The 17,422-nt window shown below is 76.4% G+C and carries 16 protein-coding genes; 6 read left to right on the top strand and 10 right to left on the bottom strand.

Features of this window, described 5'->3' with window-relative positions:
• Positions 1–7: 7 nt before the first annotated feature.
• Together ACRYM0_RS00710 and ACRYM0_RS00705 are read right to left on the bottom strand one after the other, a co-directional pair.
• Positions 8–1,591: an AtzH-like domain-containing protein gene (locus ACRYM0_RS00710; protein WP_432501115.1), complete on the bottom strand. Its 1,584-nt coding sequence runs from the start codon at positions 1,589–1,591 to the stop codon at positions 8–10.
• Complete coding sequence (locus tag ACRYM0_RS00705) at positions 1,588–2,640, bottom strand: acetamidase/formamidase family protein (protein ID WP_432501113.1); 1,053 nt, start codon at positions 2,638–2,640, stop codon at positions 1,588–1,590. Before ACRYM0_RS00705 ends, ACRYM0_RS00710 begins: the two co-directional genes overlap by 4 nt.
• A gap of 131 nt (positions 2,641–2,771) precedes the next feature.
• On the opposite strand from ACRYM0_RS00705, the gene ACRYM0_RS00700 reads away from it, so the two are divergent.
• Genes ACRYM0_RS00700 through ACRYM0_RS00690 form a run of 3 tightly spaced genes read left to right on the top strand, consistent with a single transcriptional unit; the run spans position 2,772 to position 6,078 of the window.
• On the top strand, positions 2,772–3,956 hold the full coding sequence (locus ACRYM0_RS00700; protein ID WP_432501181.1) for a pyridoxal-phosphate-dependent aminotransferase family protein: 1,185 nt from the start codon (positions 2,772–2,774) through the stop codon (positions 3,954–3,956).
• Positions 3,953–5,203 carry an allantoate amidohydrolase gene (locus ACRYM0_RS00695; protein WP_432501111.1) on the top strand — a complete coding sequence of 417 codons (1,251 nt, stop codon included), beginning with the start codon at positions 3,953–3,955 and terminating at the stop codon, positions 5,201–5,203. Before ACRYM0_RS00700 ends, ACRYM0_RS00695 begins: the two co-directional genes overlap by 4 nt.
• Before the next feature lie 5 nt (positions 5,204–5,208).
• A complete protein-coding gene (locus ACRYM0_RS00690; RefSeq protein ID WP_432501109.1) occupies positions 5,209–6,078 on the top strand; it encodes a MurR/RpiR family transcriptional regulator in 870 nt (289 codons plus the stop codon).
• 7 nt (positions 6,079–6,085) lie between these two features.
• On the opposite strand, the gene sufU is transcribed toward ACRYM0_RS00690, so the two are convergent.
• The 4 genes from sufU to ACRYM0_RS00670 are packed head-to-tail and all read right to left on the bottom strand — an operon-like array spanning position 6,086 to position 11,431.
• Positions 6,086–6,625, bottom strand: coding sequence for a Fe-S cluster assembly sulfur transfer protein SufU (gene sufU, locus ACRYM0_RS00685; RefSeq protein WP_432501107.1), 540 nt, complete (start codon positions 6,623–6,625; stop codon positions 6,086–6,088).
• The gene (locus ACRYM0_RS00680) at positions 6,622–7,788 is read right to left on the bottom strand and encodes an XdhC family protein (RefSeq protein ID WP_432501105.1); all 1,167 of its coding nucleotides are present in this window, start codon (positions 7,786–7,788) and stop codon (positions 6,622–6,624) included. Before ACRYM0_RS00680 ends, sufU begins: the two co-directional genes overlap by 4 nt.
• Positions 7,781–10,561 carry a molybdopterin-dependent oxidoreductase gene (locus ACRYM0_RS00675; protein WP_432501103.1) on the bottom strand — a complete coding sequence of 927 codons (2,781 nt, stop codon included), beginning with the start codon at positions 10,559–10,561 and terminating at the stop codon, positions 7,781–7,783. The genes ACRYM0_RS00680 and ACRYM0_RS00675 overlap by 8 nt, the downstream gene beginning before the upstream one ends.
• A 36-nt stretch (positions 10,562–10,597) precedes the next feature.
• Positions 10,598–11,431, bottom strand: a complete 834-nt coding sequence (locus tag ACRYM0_RS00670; protein ID WP_432501101.1) for an FAD binding domain-containing protein — start codon at positions 11,429–11,431, stop codon at positions 10,598–10,600.
• A gap of 47 nt (positions 11,432–11,478) precedes the next feature.
• Here ACRYM0_RS00670 and ACRYM0_RS00665 point away from each other — a divergent pair, with 47 nt between their 5' ends.
• On the top strand, positions 11,479–13,008 hold the full coding sequence (locus ACRYM0_RS00665; protein ID WP_432501099.1) for a helix-turn-helix domain-containing protein: 1,530 nt from the start codon (positions 11,479–11,481) through the stop codon (positions 13,006–13,008).
• Here ACRYM0_RS00665 and ACRYM0_RS00660 read toward each other — a convergent pair.
• The 4 genes from ACRYM0_RS00660 to uraD are packed head-to-tail and all read right to left on the bottom strand — an operon-like array spanning position 13,002 to position 15,215.
• Positions 13,002–13,484 (bottom strand): nucleoside deaminase, encoded by a 483-nt coding sequence (locus ACRYM0_RS00660; RefSeq protein WP_432501097.1) that lies wholly within the window; start codon positions 13,482–13,484, stop codon positions 13,002–13,004. The two genes, ACRYM0_RS00665 and ACRYM0_RS00660, sit on opposite strands and share 7 nt — an antisense overlap.
• Entirely contained in the window at positions 13,475–14,374 is a 900-nt protein-coding gene (pucL, locus tag ACRYM0_RS00655) for a factor-independent urate hydroxylase (protein ID WP_432501095.1), read from the bottom strand. The genes ACRYM0_RS00660 and pucL overlap by 10 nt, the downstream gene beginning before the upstream one ends.
• Positions 14,375–14,376: 2 nt before the next feature.
• The gene (gene uraH / locus ACRYM0_RS00650) at positions 14,377–14,694 is read right to left on the bottom strand and encodes a hydroxyisourate hydrolase (protein WP_432501092.1); all 318 of its coding nucleotides are present in this window, start codon (positions 14,692–14,694) and stop codon (positions 14,377–14,379) included.
• Positions 14,691–15,215: a 2-oxo-4-hydroxy-4-carboxy-5-ureidoimidazoline decarboxylase gene (gene uraD, locus ACRYM0_RS00645; protein WP_432501090.1), complete on the bottom strand. Its 525-nt coding sequence runs from the start codon at positions 15,213–15,215 to the stop codon at positions 14,691–14,693. The genes uraH and uraD overlap by 4 nt, the downstream gene beginning before the upstream one ends.
• Before the next feature lie 182 nt (positions 15,216–15,397).
• Here uraD and ACRYM0_RS00640 point away from each other — a divergent pair, with 182 nt between their 5' ends.
• On the top strand, positions 15,398–16,078 hold the full coding sequence (locus ACRYM0_RS00640; RefSeq protein ID WP_432501088.1) for a nucleotidyltransferase family protein: 681 nt from the start codon (positions 15,398–15,400) through the stop codon (positions 16,076–16,078).
• A 115-nt stretch (positions 16,079–16,193) separates the two neighbouring features.
• The gene (locus ACRYM0_RS00635) at positions 16,194–17,186 is read left to right on the top strand and encodes a hypothetical protein (RefSeq protein WP_432501086.1); all 993 of its coding nucleotides are present in this window, start codon (positions 16,194–16,196) and stop codon (positions 17,184–17,186) included.
• Positions 17,187–17,422: the final 236 nt, after the last annotated feature.

Genomic DNA, 17,422 nt, shown 5'->3' with positions numbered 1-17,422 from the left:
GTGGGGTTCACGCGCGGCGAGGCGGCGCCACCTCGGCGAGCAGGGCCAGCAGCGAGCGGTCGCTGCCGCGCGGTGCCAGCACGCACAGCCCGACCGGGAGCTCTCCGACCCGCCCCCAGGGCAGGTTCAGCGCGGGGACACCCGTCTGCGACGCCAGGGTCGTCAACCGCAGCGTCCCGGCGCGAGCGGCCTCGAACTCCTCGGCGGGCGCGTCAAGGCGGGGCGCGGGCGCGGCCGTGCTCGGCAGGCACAACCAGCCGCCGGCGAGCACCGCCTCCAGCCGGCCGCGAGTGCGCTCCACGACCGCGCGAGCGGCTTCCACGGCTGCGGGTGTCAGCTCCTGCCCGTGGCGGAACCGCCGCTCCACGGCTGGGGAGAGCGCTCCGGGGTGGGCGTCGATGAACCCGCCGTGGCTGGCCCACGCTTCGGCGGCCTGCAGGGTGCGGAAGGACTCGGCCCACTCCCGCGCCTGCTCGGCGGTGAAGTCGGGTTCGACCTGACGCACCGGCAAGCCGGTCTGGACGGCGAGCGCGGCCAGCGCCGCGTCGACGGCCAGCGCGGTCCGCGGGCTCGCCAGCGAGAACAGCGCGCTGCTGCGCAGCAGGGCGCTGGGGCGCGCCGTCGGCGCGGGCACCAGCAGGACGTCCGCCGCCGCGGCCAGCAGGGCGGGGTCCGCGGCGAGCAGGCCGACGGTGTCGAAGGAGGGGGCCAGGGGCAGGACGCCGCTGGTGTCGACGGCGCCGTGGCTGGGGCGCCAGGCGTACAGGCCGCAGAACGAGCCCGGCACGCGCAGCGAGCCGGCCGTGTCCGTGCCCAGCCCGAGGTCGGCCTCACCGGCGGCGACCGCGGCGGCCGGTCCGGAGGTCGATCCGCCGGGCAGGTGCGCGGGGGCCGCGGGGTTCCGGGGAGTTCCCCAGTGGACGTTGACGCCCATCAGGGAGAAGGCGAGCTCGTCGGTCTGGGCGATGCCGGTCACTTCCGAACCGGCGTCCACCAGCGCCTGCAGGGCGGGGGCGCTCGAGGTCTCGACCGGCGCCTGGGCCAGCCACGCCGGAACACCGCCGCCGGTGCGCTGGCCGGCGACCGCGAAGAGGTCCTTGACGGCGATGCGGGTGCCGCGCAGGGGACCGGTGCCCGACCCCGGCAGCACCGGGCCGCTCGCGCCGGGCGCGACCCGCCAGGTCGCCGGGTCGTCCCCGTCCGTGCTGCGGGCTGGCGCGGGCCCGGAGGAGACGTGGGCGGCCGTGATCCTCCACCCGTCGGCGCAGCGGTGCCAGAGCTGGGTCTGCAACCCGCCGCTGCCGTCGGAGCGCTCGGCCTCGGAGACGGTCAGCGCGTCCGCGTCGCCGAGGGCGCGCACGTGCACGCGCCGCTGCCAGCGCGCGGGCGCACCGCCGCGCCGGGCGCGGTAGGCGGAGATGTCCGCGTGGCCGACCAGCGCCGCGCCGCCCTCGGCGCGCAGCGTGGGTGGACCGTCGGCGAACAGCTCGTCGAGCACGGGGAGGTCGTTCTCGCGCAGTGCGCGCTCGTAGCGCGCCGCCGCCGTCAGCAGGCCCTGCTCGGGGATCCCGGAATCGTCCGCGTGGCTCACAGCGGGCTCCCGGGCAGGTCGGCCAGGTCCGCCTTGCGCAGCAGACCGTGGACGCCGGCGACCTGGTCGACCACCTGGGAGACGGCGAAGTCGCCGGCGGCGGACAGGTAGGCGTAGGCGTGGGCGGGGTCCATCCCCCGGTCGGTGAGCAGTGCGATCGCGGTGCGCACGGCCCGGCGCACCGCCTCGTCCAGGTCGGCGTCGAGCCCGATGGGGATCAGGAGCTCGGGGGTCTCCCCCCACAGCGCGTCGCGCACCCGGACCGCTTCGGCGGGCACGAGGTCGAGGCGCAGGCGGGCGCGCAGCGGCGCCTCGAACGCGGTGAGCGCGACCTCGCCGTCACCCTGCGCGTAGTGCGGGTCGCCGACGTAGCACAGCGCCCCCTCCACCTGGACCGGCAGGTGCAGCGTCGAACCGGCGCCGAGGGCCGAGACGTCCAGGTTGCCGCCGTGCGCGCCCGGGGGGACGGAGTGCAGGCGCCCCGGCCCGGGGGTGGCCACCCCGACGAGCCCGAGGAACGGCTTCAGCGGGAAGCGCACCCGGGCGTCGGTGCGCGGACCGGCCGGCATCGAGCCGCGACGTCCTCCCGTCAGCGGGTCCGTCTCGACCCGGGCCAGGACGGAGAACACGTCGGCGCCGTCGCGGGGGAACTGCGCGGGCAGGGCGCCGCGTCCGTGGCGGTTGGACACCACGCCGTAGTCGGCGCGCAGCTGCAGCTCCTCCACGGTCACGGACACCACGTCGCCGGGGCGGGCGCCGCGCACGGCCACGGGACCGGTGACCACGTGCGGCCCGCGGGTGCGGGGGTCGTGCTCCACCGAGCGCGCGATCTCGACGGCGTCCGGCAGCACCGCGGCGGCCTCGACGCCGCGCGCGGTGAAGAAGGCCAGCGGGTCGCGCCCCTGGTCCTCGAGGATCCCCTCGTGGCTGACGGTGTCGACGACGACGACGTCGCCCGGCTCGACCTCCAGCACCGGTGCGTCACCGGCGCACGGCAGGTCGCCCCACCGCACCGTCGACGGGGTGGAGGACAGGGAGTGGACCGCCAAGGAGACCTCCGCAGGGGTGTTCGGTGGAACGATCGTTGCATAAGGTGGTGCCCGTGGAACAGACGATCCGGAACACCGGCCTGCTGCGCACCGGGGTCGGTGCTCCCGTCGCCCCGCCGCCGCGGCTGCTGATGGGCCCGGGGCCGATCACGGTCGACCCGCGCGTCCTGCGCGCGATGTCCGCCCAGCTCGTCGGGCAGTACGACCCGGCGATGACGGGCTACATGAGCGAGACGCAGGAGCTGTACCGCGAGGTGTTCCGCACCCGCAACGAGGCGACCGTGCTGATCGACGGCACCTCGCGCGCCGGCATCGAGGCCGCGCTCGTCTCCCTGCTCTCGCCGGGCGACCGGGTGCTGGTCCCCGTCTTCGGCCGCTTCGGGCACCTGCTGCGCGAGATCGCCGAGCGCTGCGGGGCCGAGGTCCACGCGATCGAGGTCCCCTGGGGGCAGGTGTTCAGCCTCGAGGCGATCGAGCAGGCCGTGCGCGAGGTGCGCCCCCGGCTCGTCGCGCTCGTGCAGGGGGACACCTCGACGACCATGAACCAGCCCCTGGAGGGCGTCGGCGCGGTGTGCCACCGGCACGGGGCGCTGCTCTACGTCGACTGCACGGCCTCGCTGGGCGGGAACCCGTTCGAGATGGACGCCTGGGAGGTCGACGCGGCCACGGCGGGTCTGCAGAAGTGCCTGGGAGGGCCGTCGGGCAGCGCGCCGCTGAGCCTGTCCCCCCGCGCCGTGGAGGTGGTCCGCTCGCGCAGCAGCGTCGAGGCGGGCCTGCGCGCCGACCCGGACGCCGGCGGCGCCCCACCGGCCGAGCGCATCCGCTCGAACTACTTCGACCTCGGGATGGTCCTGGACTACTGGGGCCCGCAGCGCCTGAACCACCACACCGAGGCCACCACCATGCTCTACGGCGCGCGCGAGTGCGCGCGCCTGCTGCTGGAGGAGGGCCTGCAGGCCGCCGTCGCCCGGCACCGGCTGCACGGCGACGCGATGCTCGCGGGGGTGCGCGGGCTCGGGCTGCGGGTGTTCGGCGACGTGGCGCACAAGATGCACAACGTCGTCGCCGTCGAGATCCCCGACGGCGTGGACGGCGAGGCCGTGCGGGCGGAACTGCTGCACGACTACGGCATCGAGATCGGCACCTCGTTCGGACCCCTCGCCGGGCGGGTGTGGCGCATCGGGACGATGGGCTACAACGCCCGCAAGGACGCGGTGCTGGTGACGCTGGCCTCGCTGGAGCAGGTGCTGCGCCGGCACGGCGCGCCCGTCGAGGCCGGCGCCGGGTCCGCGGCGGCGCAGCAGGTGTACGCGTGAGCGGCCCCGCGCCCGCCAGCGCCGCCGCCCGGCGGGCGCTGCAGCGCTGCGCCGAGCTCGCCGCGATCAGCTCGATGCCCGGCGGCGTGGAGCGGGTGCACCTGTCCCCCGAGCACGCCCGCGCCAACGCGGTGGCGGCGGGCTGGATGGCCGAGGCGGGCCTGGCGACGTGGCAGGACCAGGCGGGCAACCAGTGGGGCCGCCTGGAGGGGCGCGAGCCCGGCCTGGCCGCGCTCGTGCTCGGCTCGCACCTGGACACCGTCAGCGACGCCGGTCGCTACGACGGGGTGCTCGGGGTGGTCTCGGCGATCGAGGTCGCGCACCGCCTGCGCGAGCGCGCTGACGAGCTGCCGTTCGCGCTGGAGGTGGTCGCCTTCTCCGACGAGGAGGGAACCCGCTTCGCCACCGCCCTGATGGGCAGCAAGGCCGTGGCCGGGCAGTGGGACCAGGACTGGTGGGAGCGAGCCGACGCCGACGGCGTCACCGTGCGCGAGGCCGCGCTCGCCTTCGGCCTGGACCCCGCCCGCGTCGGCGAGGCCGCCCGGCGCCCGGCGGACCTCGCGGGGTACCTGGAGCTGCACATCGAGCAGGGCCCGCAGCTGGAGTCCGCCGGCCGCGCTCTCGGCCTCGTCACCTCCATCGCCGGCGCGCGCCGGTTCACCGGTCACGTCACCGGGCAGGCCCGGCACGCCGGCGGGACCCCCTACCCGCGCCGCCGCGACGCGCTGGTCGCGGCCGCCGACGTGGTGCTCGCCGTGGAGCGGCTGGCCGTCGAGCTCGACGGCATCGCCACCGTCGGGCGGCTGCAGGCGTTCCCCGGAGGGGTGAACGTCGTGCCCGGCCTGGTGGAGTTCAGCCTCGACGTGCGCGCCGAGCGCGACGCGGACCGCGACGACCTGGTCGAGCGCATCCGCGCCCACGGCGAGGCGGTCTCGCGCGCGCGGGGCACCACGTTCGAGCTCATCGAGACCCACAGCGCCCCCGGGGTGGCGTGCGACGGCGCCCTGTCGGCGTCGATCGCCGAGGGCATCGCCGCCACCGGTGACGCCGACCCCGTCCGGCTGTGGAGCCGGGCCGGCCACGACGCGATGGCGATGGCCGCGATCACCCCGGTGGCCATGCTGTTCGTGCGCTGCGAGGACGGCATCAGCCACGCACCGGGTGAGAACGTCACCGTCGAGGACGTCGCGCACGGCGTCGACGCGTTCGAAGCCGCCGTGCACGACGTCGCGCGCCGTCGACGGTGAGCGCCGTGGAACACGACCCCGGTGCGCCCGACGGCCTCGGAGGGGTCCGCGAACGGATCGAGACCGTCTACGGCGAGCTCAGCCCCCTCGAGCGCACCGTGGCCGACTTCGTGCTCGAGCACCTGAGCGAGTTGGCGACCTACTCCGGTGCCGAGCTGGCGCAGGAGGCGGGAGCCTCCAAGGCCACCGTCAGCCGGTTCTTCCGCCGGCTCGGCTTCCCGTCCTTCGCGCAGGCCCGGGCCCAGGCGCGCGCCCAGGCCTCGGCGCTGCGGGCTCGCGGCGTCCCCCTGGGCGGGTTGCCGCCGCAGGCCGGCGACGCCGTGGCCGCCCACCTGGCGCAGGACCAGCGCAACCTGGCGGCGCTGGCCCGCGACGTCGAGCACGTGCGGCTGGAGCAGGGCGCGCAGCTGCTGGCCGGTGCCCGGCGCGTCCTGCTGCTGGGCTGGCGCAACAGCTACCCGGTGGCGCTGCACCTGCGCGAGCAGCTGCTGCAGGCCCGGGCCGCGGTGGACGTCGGTCCGCACCCCGGGCAGACGGTCGCCGAGGAGCTCAGCGCGCTCGGACGCCGGGACGCGCTGGTCGTCGTCGCGTTCCGGCGGCGGCCCCCCGCGGTCGGGCGGGTGCTGGCGGCGGCGCGCGAGGCCGGGGTGCCGACCGTGCTGCTCACCGACCCGACCGGTCGCGCGCTGGGCGCGCAGGTGGAGCACCGCTTCACCGTGCCCGTCGACGGGCCCGGGGCCTTCGACGGCTACGCGGCGGCGATGTCGCTGGTGACGATGCTCGCCGAGGCCGTCCTGGCACGGCGCGGGCGGGCCGGGCGCGAGCGGATCGAGCAGGTCGGAGGCGTGCACGCCCGGCTGGGCGAGCTGGAGTAGCGCGTCCTCAGCCGAGCCCGGCGCACGCCACCGCGTCGTCGAACGCCGTCCACGCCAGCAGGACGCAACGGGTGCGCGCCGGGTGGCGCAGGACCCCGGCCAGCGCCACGCCGTCCCCGAGGACCTCCTCGTCGGCGCGCGCTCCGGTCGCGCCCGTGAGCAGTTCGCGCAGCGCCCGCCGGGGCGCCTGCGACTCCTGCAGCGCTCTGCCGGCGGTGAGGTCGTGCAGCACCGAGACCGAGGCGGTGCTGATCGCGCACCCCCGCGCCTCGTACGAGACGTCCCGCACGAGGAGTCCTCCCTGCGGGTGCTGGACCAGGTCGACCCGCAGGAGCACCTCGTCACCGCACACGGGGTTCACGTGGTGCACCTGCGCGCTGAAGGGCGCACGCAACCCGGCGCCGCGGGGGGACCGAGCGTGCTCGGCCAGCAGTTGCCGGTGCAGTTCCCGGACCGCCGCGGGCTGCGCCTCGGGCTGCTCCGGCCGTCCTGCGCCCACGCTGGCCCCTTCACGACGCCGGTGCTGCTGCTCTCGCAGGGCGCTCACGGACGGGACCCCGCCTGCGCGAACCCGACCGGTGAGCGCTCGCCGGCCCGGTGGATGGGCCCGTCGGTTCGGCTCAGGCGCGCCCCGCTGCCACCGCGCTGGTGGGCGACGATCTCGGCGGCGATCGACACGGCGGTCTCCTGCGGGGTGCGCGCACCGAGGTCCAGGCCGATCGGGGACGCCAGGCGCGCCAGCTCCTGGGGACTGAGCCCCTCGTCCAGCAGCCGGGCCACCCGGTCGTGGTGGGTGCGGCGCGAACCCATCGCACCGACGTAACCGGCGGGCCCGCGCAGGGCCTGCTTCAACAGCGGCACGTCGAACTTCGCGTCGTGCGTGAGCACGCACACCACCGTGCGCTCGTCCACCGCCGTGCCGCGCAGGTACTCGTCGGGCCACTGCACGACGACCTCGTCCGCCTCCGGGAAACGCGCCCTCGTCGCGAAGAGCCCCCGGGCATCGCACACGGTGACGTGGTAGCCGAGGAACTTGCCCACCCGGGTCAGCGCGGCCGCGGGTTCCACGGCACCGAACACCAGCATCCGGGGCGGCGGCGCGACCACCTCGACGAAGACCTCCACCTCGCCGCGCCGCAGGTCCGCGCACCCGCCGAGCACCAGCAGCTCGTCGCGACCTGCGCGCAGCGCCTGCGCAGCTCCCCGTGCGACCGCCTCGTCCAGACCCGCCGCACCGAGGGACCCCTCGGCGCCCTCCTCGCCGACGAGCAGCCACCGGCCCAGCAGCGCCGTGCCCGTCCCCGTCGTGCCCGGCGCAGCGACCACGGTCGCCAGGGCCACCGCCCGCCCGTTCGCCTCGGCGTCGAGCGCCCGGCGCAGCAGCTCGCCGTCCGCGGGCGCGAACGGCCGGACCAGGACCTCCAGGGTACCGCCGCACGTCAGCCCGACGGCGAAGGGGTCGTCGTCGTCGCTCACCCCGAAGCTCTCGGTGCGGGCGCGCCCGTCCTCGAGGGCGTGCCGGCACAGCTCGTGGACCGCGGCCTCGACGCAGCCGCCCGAGACGCTGCCGACGACCTCGCCGCCGGCGGTGACGACCAGCGAGGCGCCCGCCGCGCGCGGCGCCGAGCCGTCGGTGCGGAACACCGTCGCCACGGCGAAGGGCTCGCCGGAGGCGAGCACCGGGCGCAGCTGGGGGAAGAGCTCACGCACGGCGGGCCTCCTGCGCGCGCGCCGGCCGGTCCTGCGCCTGGCGCAGCGAGCGCCACAGGACGTCCGGGCGCATCGGGAGTTCACGCACCCGCACCCCGGTCGCGTCGAACACCGCGTTCGCCAGGGCGGGGGCCACCGGGTTGTACGGGGCCTCGCTCATCGACTTCGCCCCCAGCGGGCCCACCGCGTCGAAGGTGTCGGCGAACAGCACCTGCGTCTCGCACACGTCCGCGGCCCTGGGCGCGTGGTACTCGCGCAGCGACACGGTGACCGGGCTGCCGTCCGCGTCGCGGCGCACCTCCTCGAACAGCGCGGAGCCGATCGCCTGCACCACTCCCCCCTCGACCTGTCCGCGCAGCTGCACCGGGTTCAGCACGACCCCGGCGTCCACGGCGTGCACCGACCGCAGCAACCGCACCTCGCCGGTGCCGGTGTCCACCGCGACGCGGAAACCCTGCACGTTGAACGCGACCGAGCGCAGCACCGCGTCGTCGGACCCCTCCGCCCGCGGTCCGGCACCGGTGGTGCGCACCGCGTGCTCGTGCACGTCCGCCAGCGGCACGAGGTGGTCCCCGCAGCGCACCCCGCCCGGTTCCAGCACGGCCGTGGCCACCGGCGCACCGAGCAGCCCGGCCGCCAGGGCCCGCACCCGCCCGGCCAGGCGCTCGCAGGCGGTCAGCAGCGCCTTGCCGGCGACGACGGAGCCGGCCGAGCCGAACGCGCCGGTGTCGTAGCCGGTGACGTCGGTGTCGGCCTGCCGCAGCCGCAACCGGTCGGCGGTGGTGCCCAGCGTCTGCACGGCGATCTGGGTGTGCACGGTCGTGGTGCCGTTGCCGAACTCGGCGGTGCCGACGTTCAGCTCCCACGTGCCGTCGGCGAGCAGGCGCGCCGAGGCCTCGGCGAAGTGCCCGCGCGGCGGCACGGTGGCGATCATCGACAGGGCGATGCCGGACCCGGTGCGCCAGCGGGGCCCCTCGGGCACGGGTTCGCCGCCGCGCGGCAGTTCCCGTTCCACCAGGTCCAGGCACTGGTCCAGGCCGTAGCTGCCGAAGCGCAGCCCGTCGTCCTCGCCGGTGACGGCCGGGTCGGAGGTGGCGACGAACCGGTCGCCGGGCACGACGACGTTGCGGCGGCGCAGCGTGAACGGGTCGACGCGCAGCTCGCGCGCCAGCTCGTCCAGCGCCGACTCGAGGGCGAAGACGACCTGCCCGAGCCCGTACCCGCGGAACGCCCCCGAGGGCACGGAGTTCGTGTAGACGGCGCGGGCGTCGACGCGCTTGTTCGCGCACCGGTACGTGGCCACCGACTCGTGCACCGAGTGGAACATCACCCCCGGGGAGTGGTTGCCGTACGCGCCGGCGTCGGACAGCAGGTCGACCGCGAGCGCCGTCAGGGTGCCGTGCGCGTCGGCGCCCAGGCGCACCCGCACGCTCATCGGGTGCCGGGTCGGCAGGGCCGTCAGCGCTTCCCGGCGGGTCGTCTCGTACTGCACGGGCCGGCCGGTGCGCAGCACCGCCAGGGCGACGAGGTCCTCGGTGAGCATCTCCTGCTTGCCGCCGAAACCCCCGCCGACGCGAGCGGCGAGCACCCGCACCCGCTCGGGCGGGAGGCCGAGGACGCGGGCCAGCTCGTCGCGCACGAGGAACGGCACCTGGGTGCTGCTGCGCACCACCAGCCGGCCGTCCTCGTCCAGCCAGCCGATCGAGGCGTGCGTCTCCAGCGTGACGTGCGAGACGCGCTGGGTGCGCCAGGTGCCCTCCACGACGGCGTGCGCACCGGCCAGTGCGTCCTCCACGTCACCGACCTCGCTGTGCAGCTCGGCGACGACGTTGCGCGCCGGGTCGGCGATGCGCGACGCCGCGGCGTCCTTGTCGGCGTGCAGCAGCGGCGCGCCGGGTTCGGTCGCCCGTTCGGGGTCGAGGACGGCGGGCAGCACCTCGTACTGCACGGCGACGAGCTGCAGCGCCTGCTGGGCGAGCGCGACGGAATCCGCCACGGCGATCGCGACGCGCTGGCCGTGGTGGCGCACGACGGGGTCGAGCACGAGGGTGTCGTCGGGGTCGTCGAGGCGGTTCTCGTGCCGGCCGGTGGAGAACAGCACGTGCGGGACGTCGCGGTGCGTCAGCACCAGGTGCACGCCGTCGAGGGCTTCGGCGGCACGGGTGTCGATGGCGGTGATGCGCGCGTGCGCGTGCGGGCTGCGCAGCACCGCCGCGTGCAGCAGCCCGGGTGGCACGTCGCCGTCGGCGAGGTCCAGGGTGTACGGCTCGGTGCCGGTGACGACGCGGTGCGCTGCCGGGGCGGCCACCGCCTCCCCCACGGCGCCGCTGCGCGCCAGGGGGGCGGCGGCCGGCCCGGCCACCGCCTCGCGGATCGCCCGGTAACCGGTGCAGCGGCACAGGTTGCCCTTGAGGTGCTCGTCGAGGTCGGCGCGCTGCTCCTCGTCCAGCGCGGCGGCGGTGACCACCATCCCGGGGGTGCAGAACCCGCACTGGAACCCGGCCGCGTCGACGAACCGCTGCTGCACCGGGTGCAGGCCGCTCCCGGGTGCCAGGCCGGCGGCGGTGGTGACCTCCCGGTTCGCCGCGCGCAGCGCCGGGTACAGGCACGAGTGCACCGGTGCGCCGTCCACGAGGACCGTGCAGGCACCGCAGTCGCCGGTGTCGCAGCCCTTCTTCACGGCCGTGCACGCGTTCTCCCGCAGCAGGGTGCGCAGGCACTGCCCCGGCCGCGGGTGCACCTCGGCGGCCACCCCGTCCACGGTGACCTTCACGACGCCCCTCCGAGCTTCACGACGTTCCTCCGAGCTTCACGACGCCCCTCCCAGTTCCTCGACGACCTCCGCGACCGCGCGCAGCGTCACCGCGCGCCGCCAGTCCGGGTCGCCGTGCACGTCGTCGAACCAGCCCGGCCCGTCCTGCACCGCGGCGTCCACCTGCGCCGCGGCCTGCGCCGGCGCCGGTGGCAGCGGCCGGTGCAGCACCACCGGGCGCGCCACCGCGGCCGTCACCGCCAGGGTGAGCGCGCCGTCCTCGTCCAGGCGGGCGGTCACCAGCGAGGCGGAGCGGCCCAGCCGGTGCAGCGAGGTGCGGCGGAAGGCGGTGCGCGCGCGCAGGGCCCGTTCCGGCAGGTCCACCGCGCGCAGGACCTCCCCCGGGCGCAGCGCGGTGCGCCCGTCGCCGACCACGAGCTCGGCCACCGGCAGGTGCCGCGTGGAGCCGTCCGCGCCCCACAGCTCCGCGGTGCCGTCCAGCGCCACCGCCAGCGAGGTCATCGCCCCCGCCGGCAGCGCCAGGCACACGTTGCCGCCGACGGTGGCCACCGCGCGCACCTTGAACGAGGCCAGCAGGGCGCGCACGCACTGGCGCAGCAACGGGTGCGCGGCCCACCCCGGCCGGGCGGGCACGGCGGTCAGCTCCCCCACCGGGCACGTCGCGGCGATCCGCAGACCCTCGGCGGAGGCCGTCCACGGCTCCCAGCCCAGGCTCGTCAGGTCCACCAGGGTGCGCAGGTGCGGCTGTTCGCAGGAGAACAGCCACGTGCCGCCGGCCAGGACGGCGCTGCCCGCCGCGCCGGTGTGCGCGGCGGCCAGCGCGGCCCGGTCCCGGACGGGGATGATGGCCTCGATCGTGTTCAGGTCCACGGGCGCGAGCCCTTCTCGAGACGGTGGGGGTGGGGGTGGGGGTGCGGGTGCGGGTGCACGACCTGCTGCCCGGGCGCGGCGGTGCCCACGGCAGCCCGGCGGCCGGCGGCGACGGGGCCGGCGGTGGAGGGACCGGCGCGGTGCCCGGCGCGATCGCCGGGCTGCGGCTCCTGGGCGGTGAACCCGCTGCGCTGCAGCGCCCCGTGACCGGCACCAGCACCGTGGACCTGCTCGACCCCGGCCGGTACGTGGGCGTGGCGCACCTGGTCCTCACCGGTCTGGTGTGGCGCCGCGAGGCCGCCGACAGCGAGCGGTTCGTCGCCGCCGTCGCCGAGGCCGGCGCCAGCGCCCTGGCCGTGGGCGAGGGCCTGCTCGGGGAGGTGCCCGCGGACGTCGTGCAGGCCGCGCACCGGCACGGGCTGCCGCTGTTCGCGGTGCCCGCCGACCTGCCGTTCCACGAGGTCAGCGCGCACGTCGCCGCGGCCACCGCACCCGGCGCCGGCACGGGTTCCGCCGGCCACGACGGTGCGGTGCAGCGGCTGCTGCGCGGCCTCGCCGAGGGCCGCTCCCTGGCCGAGCAGGCCGGCGACGTCGCCGCGCACCTCGGCTCGCCCGTGCGGGTGCTGTCGGCGACCGGCCGGCAGGTGGTGCCCGGCCCGGCGCCGCTGAGCGAGGACGAGGTCGACGACGTGGTGCTGCGCGCGGCGCGCGCCGGTGCGCACGGCGGCAGCGGCCCGGCACTGGTGCATCCGGCCGTCGGGGCGCTGCAGGTGCGCGCCGTGGCCGCCGAGGACCCCGCCGAGCGCTGGTGGGTGCTCGTCGACGCCGGTGCGCCGGCGGGAGCGGTGGCGCTCTTCGACGCGCTCGCCGGCGCGGTCGCCGTGCACCGCCGCACCGCCGCGGCACCACCGGCCCCGCGCGGGGGCGTCGTGGTGGTCCTGGCCGAGGGGGCGTGCTCGGCCCGGGCCCTGGCCGACGCCCTGGCCGACGTGCCGCACCGGCTGCAGGTCACCTCCGGCGGGGCCACCGCGGTGGTCGAGGCCCGCCCCGATCTGGTGGCGCTGCTGCGCCGGCGCCTGCTGCGCCTGCAGCCGTCCCTCGCCTCGCGCCGCCTGCTCGCCGGCGCGAGCCGGGCCGGGGAGGGTGGCGAGGAGGCGGTGGCCGGCGCGCGGCGCGCCCTGGCCGCCGCGCGCGCCGGCACGGGCGGCGTCGTCGTCGTGGAGGACACAGACACCGGCACCGTGCTGGACCTGCTGCGCACCGTCCCGGCGCGCGAGCGCACGGCGTTCGCGCGCACCGTGCTCGGGCCGGTGCTCGCCGACGCCGAACTGCTCGGCACGCTGCGCACCCACCTGCGCCACGGGTGCTCGCCGACCCGCACCGCGCACGCGCTGCACGTGCACCAGAACACCGTGCGCTACCGGGTGGGGCGCCTGGAGGAGCTGCTCGGCCGGAACCTGCGCGATGTCGCCGACCTCGCCGACGTGCACGTCGCGCTGCGGCTGCACGACGACCTGCGCGGCGACCTGCACGGCGACCCCGGCGATCCCGGTGGGCACGGCGGGGTCGCTCAGTAGTCGACGCGCGCGGCGCTGGTCAGCCACGCGTCGAACGGCTCGGCGGCGGTGCGCACCCGCTGCTGGAGCACCGGTGTGGACCACAGCGCCCGGTCGGTGGAGAACAGCTCGTAGAACGCGCGGTCGTCGAAGCCCCCGCGGGCGGCGTCGTCGCGGTCGGCGGCGTACACCACGCGCTCCACCCGCGCCCACAGCGACGACGCCAGGCACATCGGGCACGGCTCGCAGCTGGAGTACAGCGTGCTGCCGGCCAGGGAGAACGTGCCCGCACGCCGGCACGCGGCACGGATGGCCTGCACCTCCGCGTGCGCGGTCGGGTCGTTGTCGCGGGTGACCCGGTTCTGGCCCGTCGCCAGCAGCTCCCCGCCGCGCACGAGGACAGCACCGAACGGTCCGCCGCCCTCCGCGACGTTCTTCGTCGCCAGCTCCACGGCACGGTCCAGGAAGTACTCCTCCACCTCGGCGTTCACGTCCACGCCTCCGGCGCCGCGGGGTGGGCGTCGTTCGCGACGACGGCCTGGATCAGCCCGTAGGGGCGGTCGTCGGCGTGGAAGACCTCACCGTGGTTCTGCACGCCGAAGCGCTCCAGGTCGTAGTCGAAGTGGTGCTTGTTCGGCGCCAGCAGGCGGATCTCCACCGCCTCGGGAACCCGCTCGAGCGCCGCCTTGCCCATGTTCCAGAGGGTCTGCTGCAGCGCCAGGGAGTGCAGCGTCGCGAACTGCTCCAGCATGCTCTGCCGGATCCGCGCGTACGCGGCGTCGAAGTCGAAACCGTCCGCGAGGGCTGCTGCGCCGTAGCGCCACGTCGCCACCAGGGACGTCGCCATGACGCGGTCGTCGGTCTCGCGCAGCGTCGTGTACTCGTCCTCGAGGAACCCCTTGAACTGCGAGCCGGTGGACTTCAGCAGCGTCAGCTCCTTCAGACCCGCGAGCACGTGCGTGACCTGCTGCTCGCCCTGACCGCTGACGGTCACGGCGGCGGTGCGGACCTCGCTGCCGGAACGAACCCACGTGTGGTCGTGGTCGGTCCCGCCGACCTGCGCCCGCGTCCACGGGTACGCGTCGACGTCGACGCGGGCGCCGGTGACGGGGGCGACGTCGTCGACGAAGTGGCGCGCCAGGTCGAGCGCGTACCCCTCGATGCTGGCGACGCCCTTCTGCTTGGCGTACGCGTACACGGTGTTCTTCTGCGTGTCCGTCGGCAGCACCTTGGACTGGTCGCCGGTGAGGTAGGCGTCGGCGAAGTCGCCGCGCAGGGTCGTGGTGACGTTCAGGTCCACGATCTCGTGGCGTGCGGAGTCCCGCTGGACGCGGACGACCCGGTTCTCCGCCTTGCCGTACTGGTGGCTCGCCAGGACGATCGACACGGTCAGCTCCCGCGGTAGGTGGAGTAGGCGAAGGGGGACAGCAGCAGCGGCACGTGCAGGTGCGCCTGCGCGGCCACGGTGAAGGTGACGACGACCTCCGGGTGGAACGTCTCGCGGCCCGCGGAGGCGGACCACTCCCCCGTGGCGAACGTCAGGCGGTGCACGCCGGGGGTGAGGTCGTCCGCCAGGCGGGCGCGCCCGTCGCCGTCGGTCCTGCCGCTCGCCAGCACCTCGCCGGCGGGGCCGGTGAGGGTCAGGCCCACCCCCGTCGCAGGGGTTCCGGTGACGGCGTCGAGGACGTGGGTGGAAAGGCTCGTCACGACGGGTTCCCGGTGGCGTCGGCCACGGCGCGCTGCAGGCGCAGGCGTGTGATCGCGGCCAGTTCCCGGCGCAGCACGGCGCGTTCGGTGGCCGGGTCGTTGCCCAGGCGCGAGCGCAGCACGGTCAGCAGCTCCTCGGCGCTGCGCCCGGACGCGCACACCAGGTACACGTGGCCGAAACGGGCCTCGTACTCGCGGTTGCCCTGCGCGAGGGCGTCGAGCACGGCGGGGTCGGCCGCCAGGGCAGCGGCCTGCTCGCGGCGGGAGGCGGGGTTCGCCGGCCGCTCCCCGATGCGGGGGTGGGCGGACAGAGCGGCGTCCACGTCCGCTTCGGAGGTGGCGGCCAGTTCGGCGTCGGCCGCCTCCAGCAGCGCGGCCGGCGTGCCGAACGGTCGACGCGCCGACACCGCCGACGCCCACCCGGGGGCGTGGCAGCAGGACAGCAGCAGGGCGTGGAACCCCTCGTCGTCCAGGGCGTCCAGCGCAGCGATCCCGACTGCGCCTTCCTCGGTGCTGTCCACCGGCGCTCCTCCTCCTCGGTGCTGGGCGGCCCAGTGTTCCCGCGCGCGGCGCCGGTGCGCAGCCGCCGGTGCTCCAGCATTCTGGGCCCGTCGGCGCTCGTCCCTGGTGGGAACCTCCAAAGGGCACCGGAGCTGGAACACGGCCGAAACACCCCGGAAACACAGCGGGTCGCGCTCCCGCGGTGATCAGCGGGACGGCCGCCGCGACGGGCGCGTGGGTGTGGTGGGATCGGCACGTGCAGGCCGTGGGAGTGGTGCTCGCCGCCGGTGCGGGAACCCGCATGGGAGTTCCCAAGGCGTTGCTGCGCACAGCGGAGGGCACCGGCTGGGCGGCGCGCGCGGCGCAGGTGCTGCGCGCGGGCGGGTGCGCACCGGTCGCGGTCACCGTCGGCGCCGCCGCCGGGGACGTGTGGGCCGGGCTGCCGGCCCACGTGGCCGTCCTGGAAGTGCCCGACTGGCGCAGCGGTCCGGGCGCGGGCGTGCTCGCCGCGTTGCGGTACGCGCGCTCGCTCGGGGCGCAGGCGTTGCTGCTGATGCTGGTGGACCTGCCGGACGTGGGGGCGGACGACGTGCGGGCGGTGCTGGCGGCCGGCGAGGATCGGCCCGACGCGGCGCTGGTGCGCGCCGGGTGGCACGGGCGCGGAGGGCACCCCGTGCTCGTGGGGTGCCGGCACTGGGCACGGGCGGCGGACGTCGCCGCCTCCGGGGCGGGGCTGCGGGAACTGCTGCGCGACCCGGCCTGTCGAGAGGTCGAGGTGGCCGGGGCGGTGCGCGACGTCGACCTCCCGCACGCGCTGCCGCCCGGCACCCGCCTCCCGCTGCGGGGGCAGGTGGCGGGAGGTGGGAGGGACGGCGGGGGCTGACCGGTCCGGTGGCCGGGGCACGCCCGGCTCGCCCTGGTCGCCGCGTGCTCGGGTTCCGCCCGGGCGCGAGCTCGAAGTGCGTGCACCTCGGCCTGTTCTGCGCCAAGATGACCCGGTGGTTGCCTGCCCCACCGATGACGTCCTGCGCGAGATCGGTCGCGTCGCCGTCGCCGGCGCGGAGGTGGACCACGCCCTGTCCCGGCTGGGCAGCGTCCTGGACCGCACCGCCAAGGGCACCAAGGTCCGCGGCGGCAAGGGCACTCGCGCCCGGATCCGCAAACTCGCGTGCGAGCGGGTGACGGGCCACCTGCTCGACCAGCTCCTGCAGAGCATCGACACCGCCGAGGTCCTCGCCCGGCACCAGCACCTCGCTCTGCACCAGGACTGGTCGCTGATCAGCGGCCCGCCCACGGCGCAGGACCGGGAGCCGGGCCCGCAGCCCGGTGCCCCGCTGCACGCTCAGCAGTTCCCGCCCCGGCATGGACCCGCTCGGGCACCCGCACGCCCGGGCACGTGGCAGCAGGCCCCCGACGACCTCAGCCGCTGGCGCCCCGCCCCTGCCGCAGCCCGCTCCACCGGCCGCTCGGGCGACGCGAGAGGCACCTCGCCGCGGCACGAGCAGGACGTCCTCGACGAGCTGCAGCACCTGCACGCGGAACTGACCGAGCTCGCCGAGCACCTCGACGACCTCGGCTGCGGGATCGCGCGAGCCCGTGACCTGGGCGATCCGCCGGAGTGGGACGGGCCCGCCCCGCGCGGACGGCGCCTGACGGCGACCTTCACCGCCCAGCGCGCCGCCCGGTACGGCGTCGAGGCCCTGGTGCTGACGCTGCCCGAGACGGGCCAGCGGCACTCGCGCGTCCCCGTGCACCAGGGCGCCGAGGACGGCGATCCGGTCACGGAGCGGTACAGGGGCCGGTCCAGGAGCCGGGGCGCCGAGCCGGGGTGGTACCGCCTGCTGCCGTGGGCCACCGAACCCGGCGCGGAGGCGATGAGCACCGACGTGCTCGACCGGGCGCTGGAGCGCGCCGGGTGGAACCGGGTCATGCCGTGGCTGCCCGGCAAGGACGCCACCTCGATCTCCACCACCGTGGAGAGGATCGGCTGAGCCCTCCCGCACCACCGCCGCCCCGCCGGGGTGACGCCCGCACGCTGCTCGCCCGGCCGCGCGGTGTTTCCGGCCGGTGACGTTCCTGTTTCCAACGCTCCAGGTCCTTCCCAAGGACCTTCCGCCGTGCCACGTTGTTCTCCACTAGGAGAACCAAGAGCCGGGACCTCCCGCTCCTCTCCGGCTGGTACACCCGTCCTGGCCCGTCGACGCGACGTCGTGCGGTCGCACCCGCA

The sequence above is a fragment of the Kineococcus arenarius subsp. arenarius genome (assembly GCF_050871845.1).
GTDB lineage: Bacteria > Actinomycetota > Actinomycetes > Actinomycetales > Kineococcaceae > Kineococcus.
Note: the sequence above shows the minus strand (reverse complement) of the source record. Positions and strands in the feature narration are given on the sequence as shown.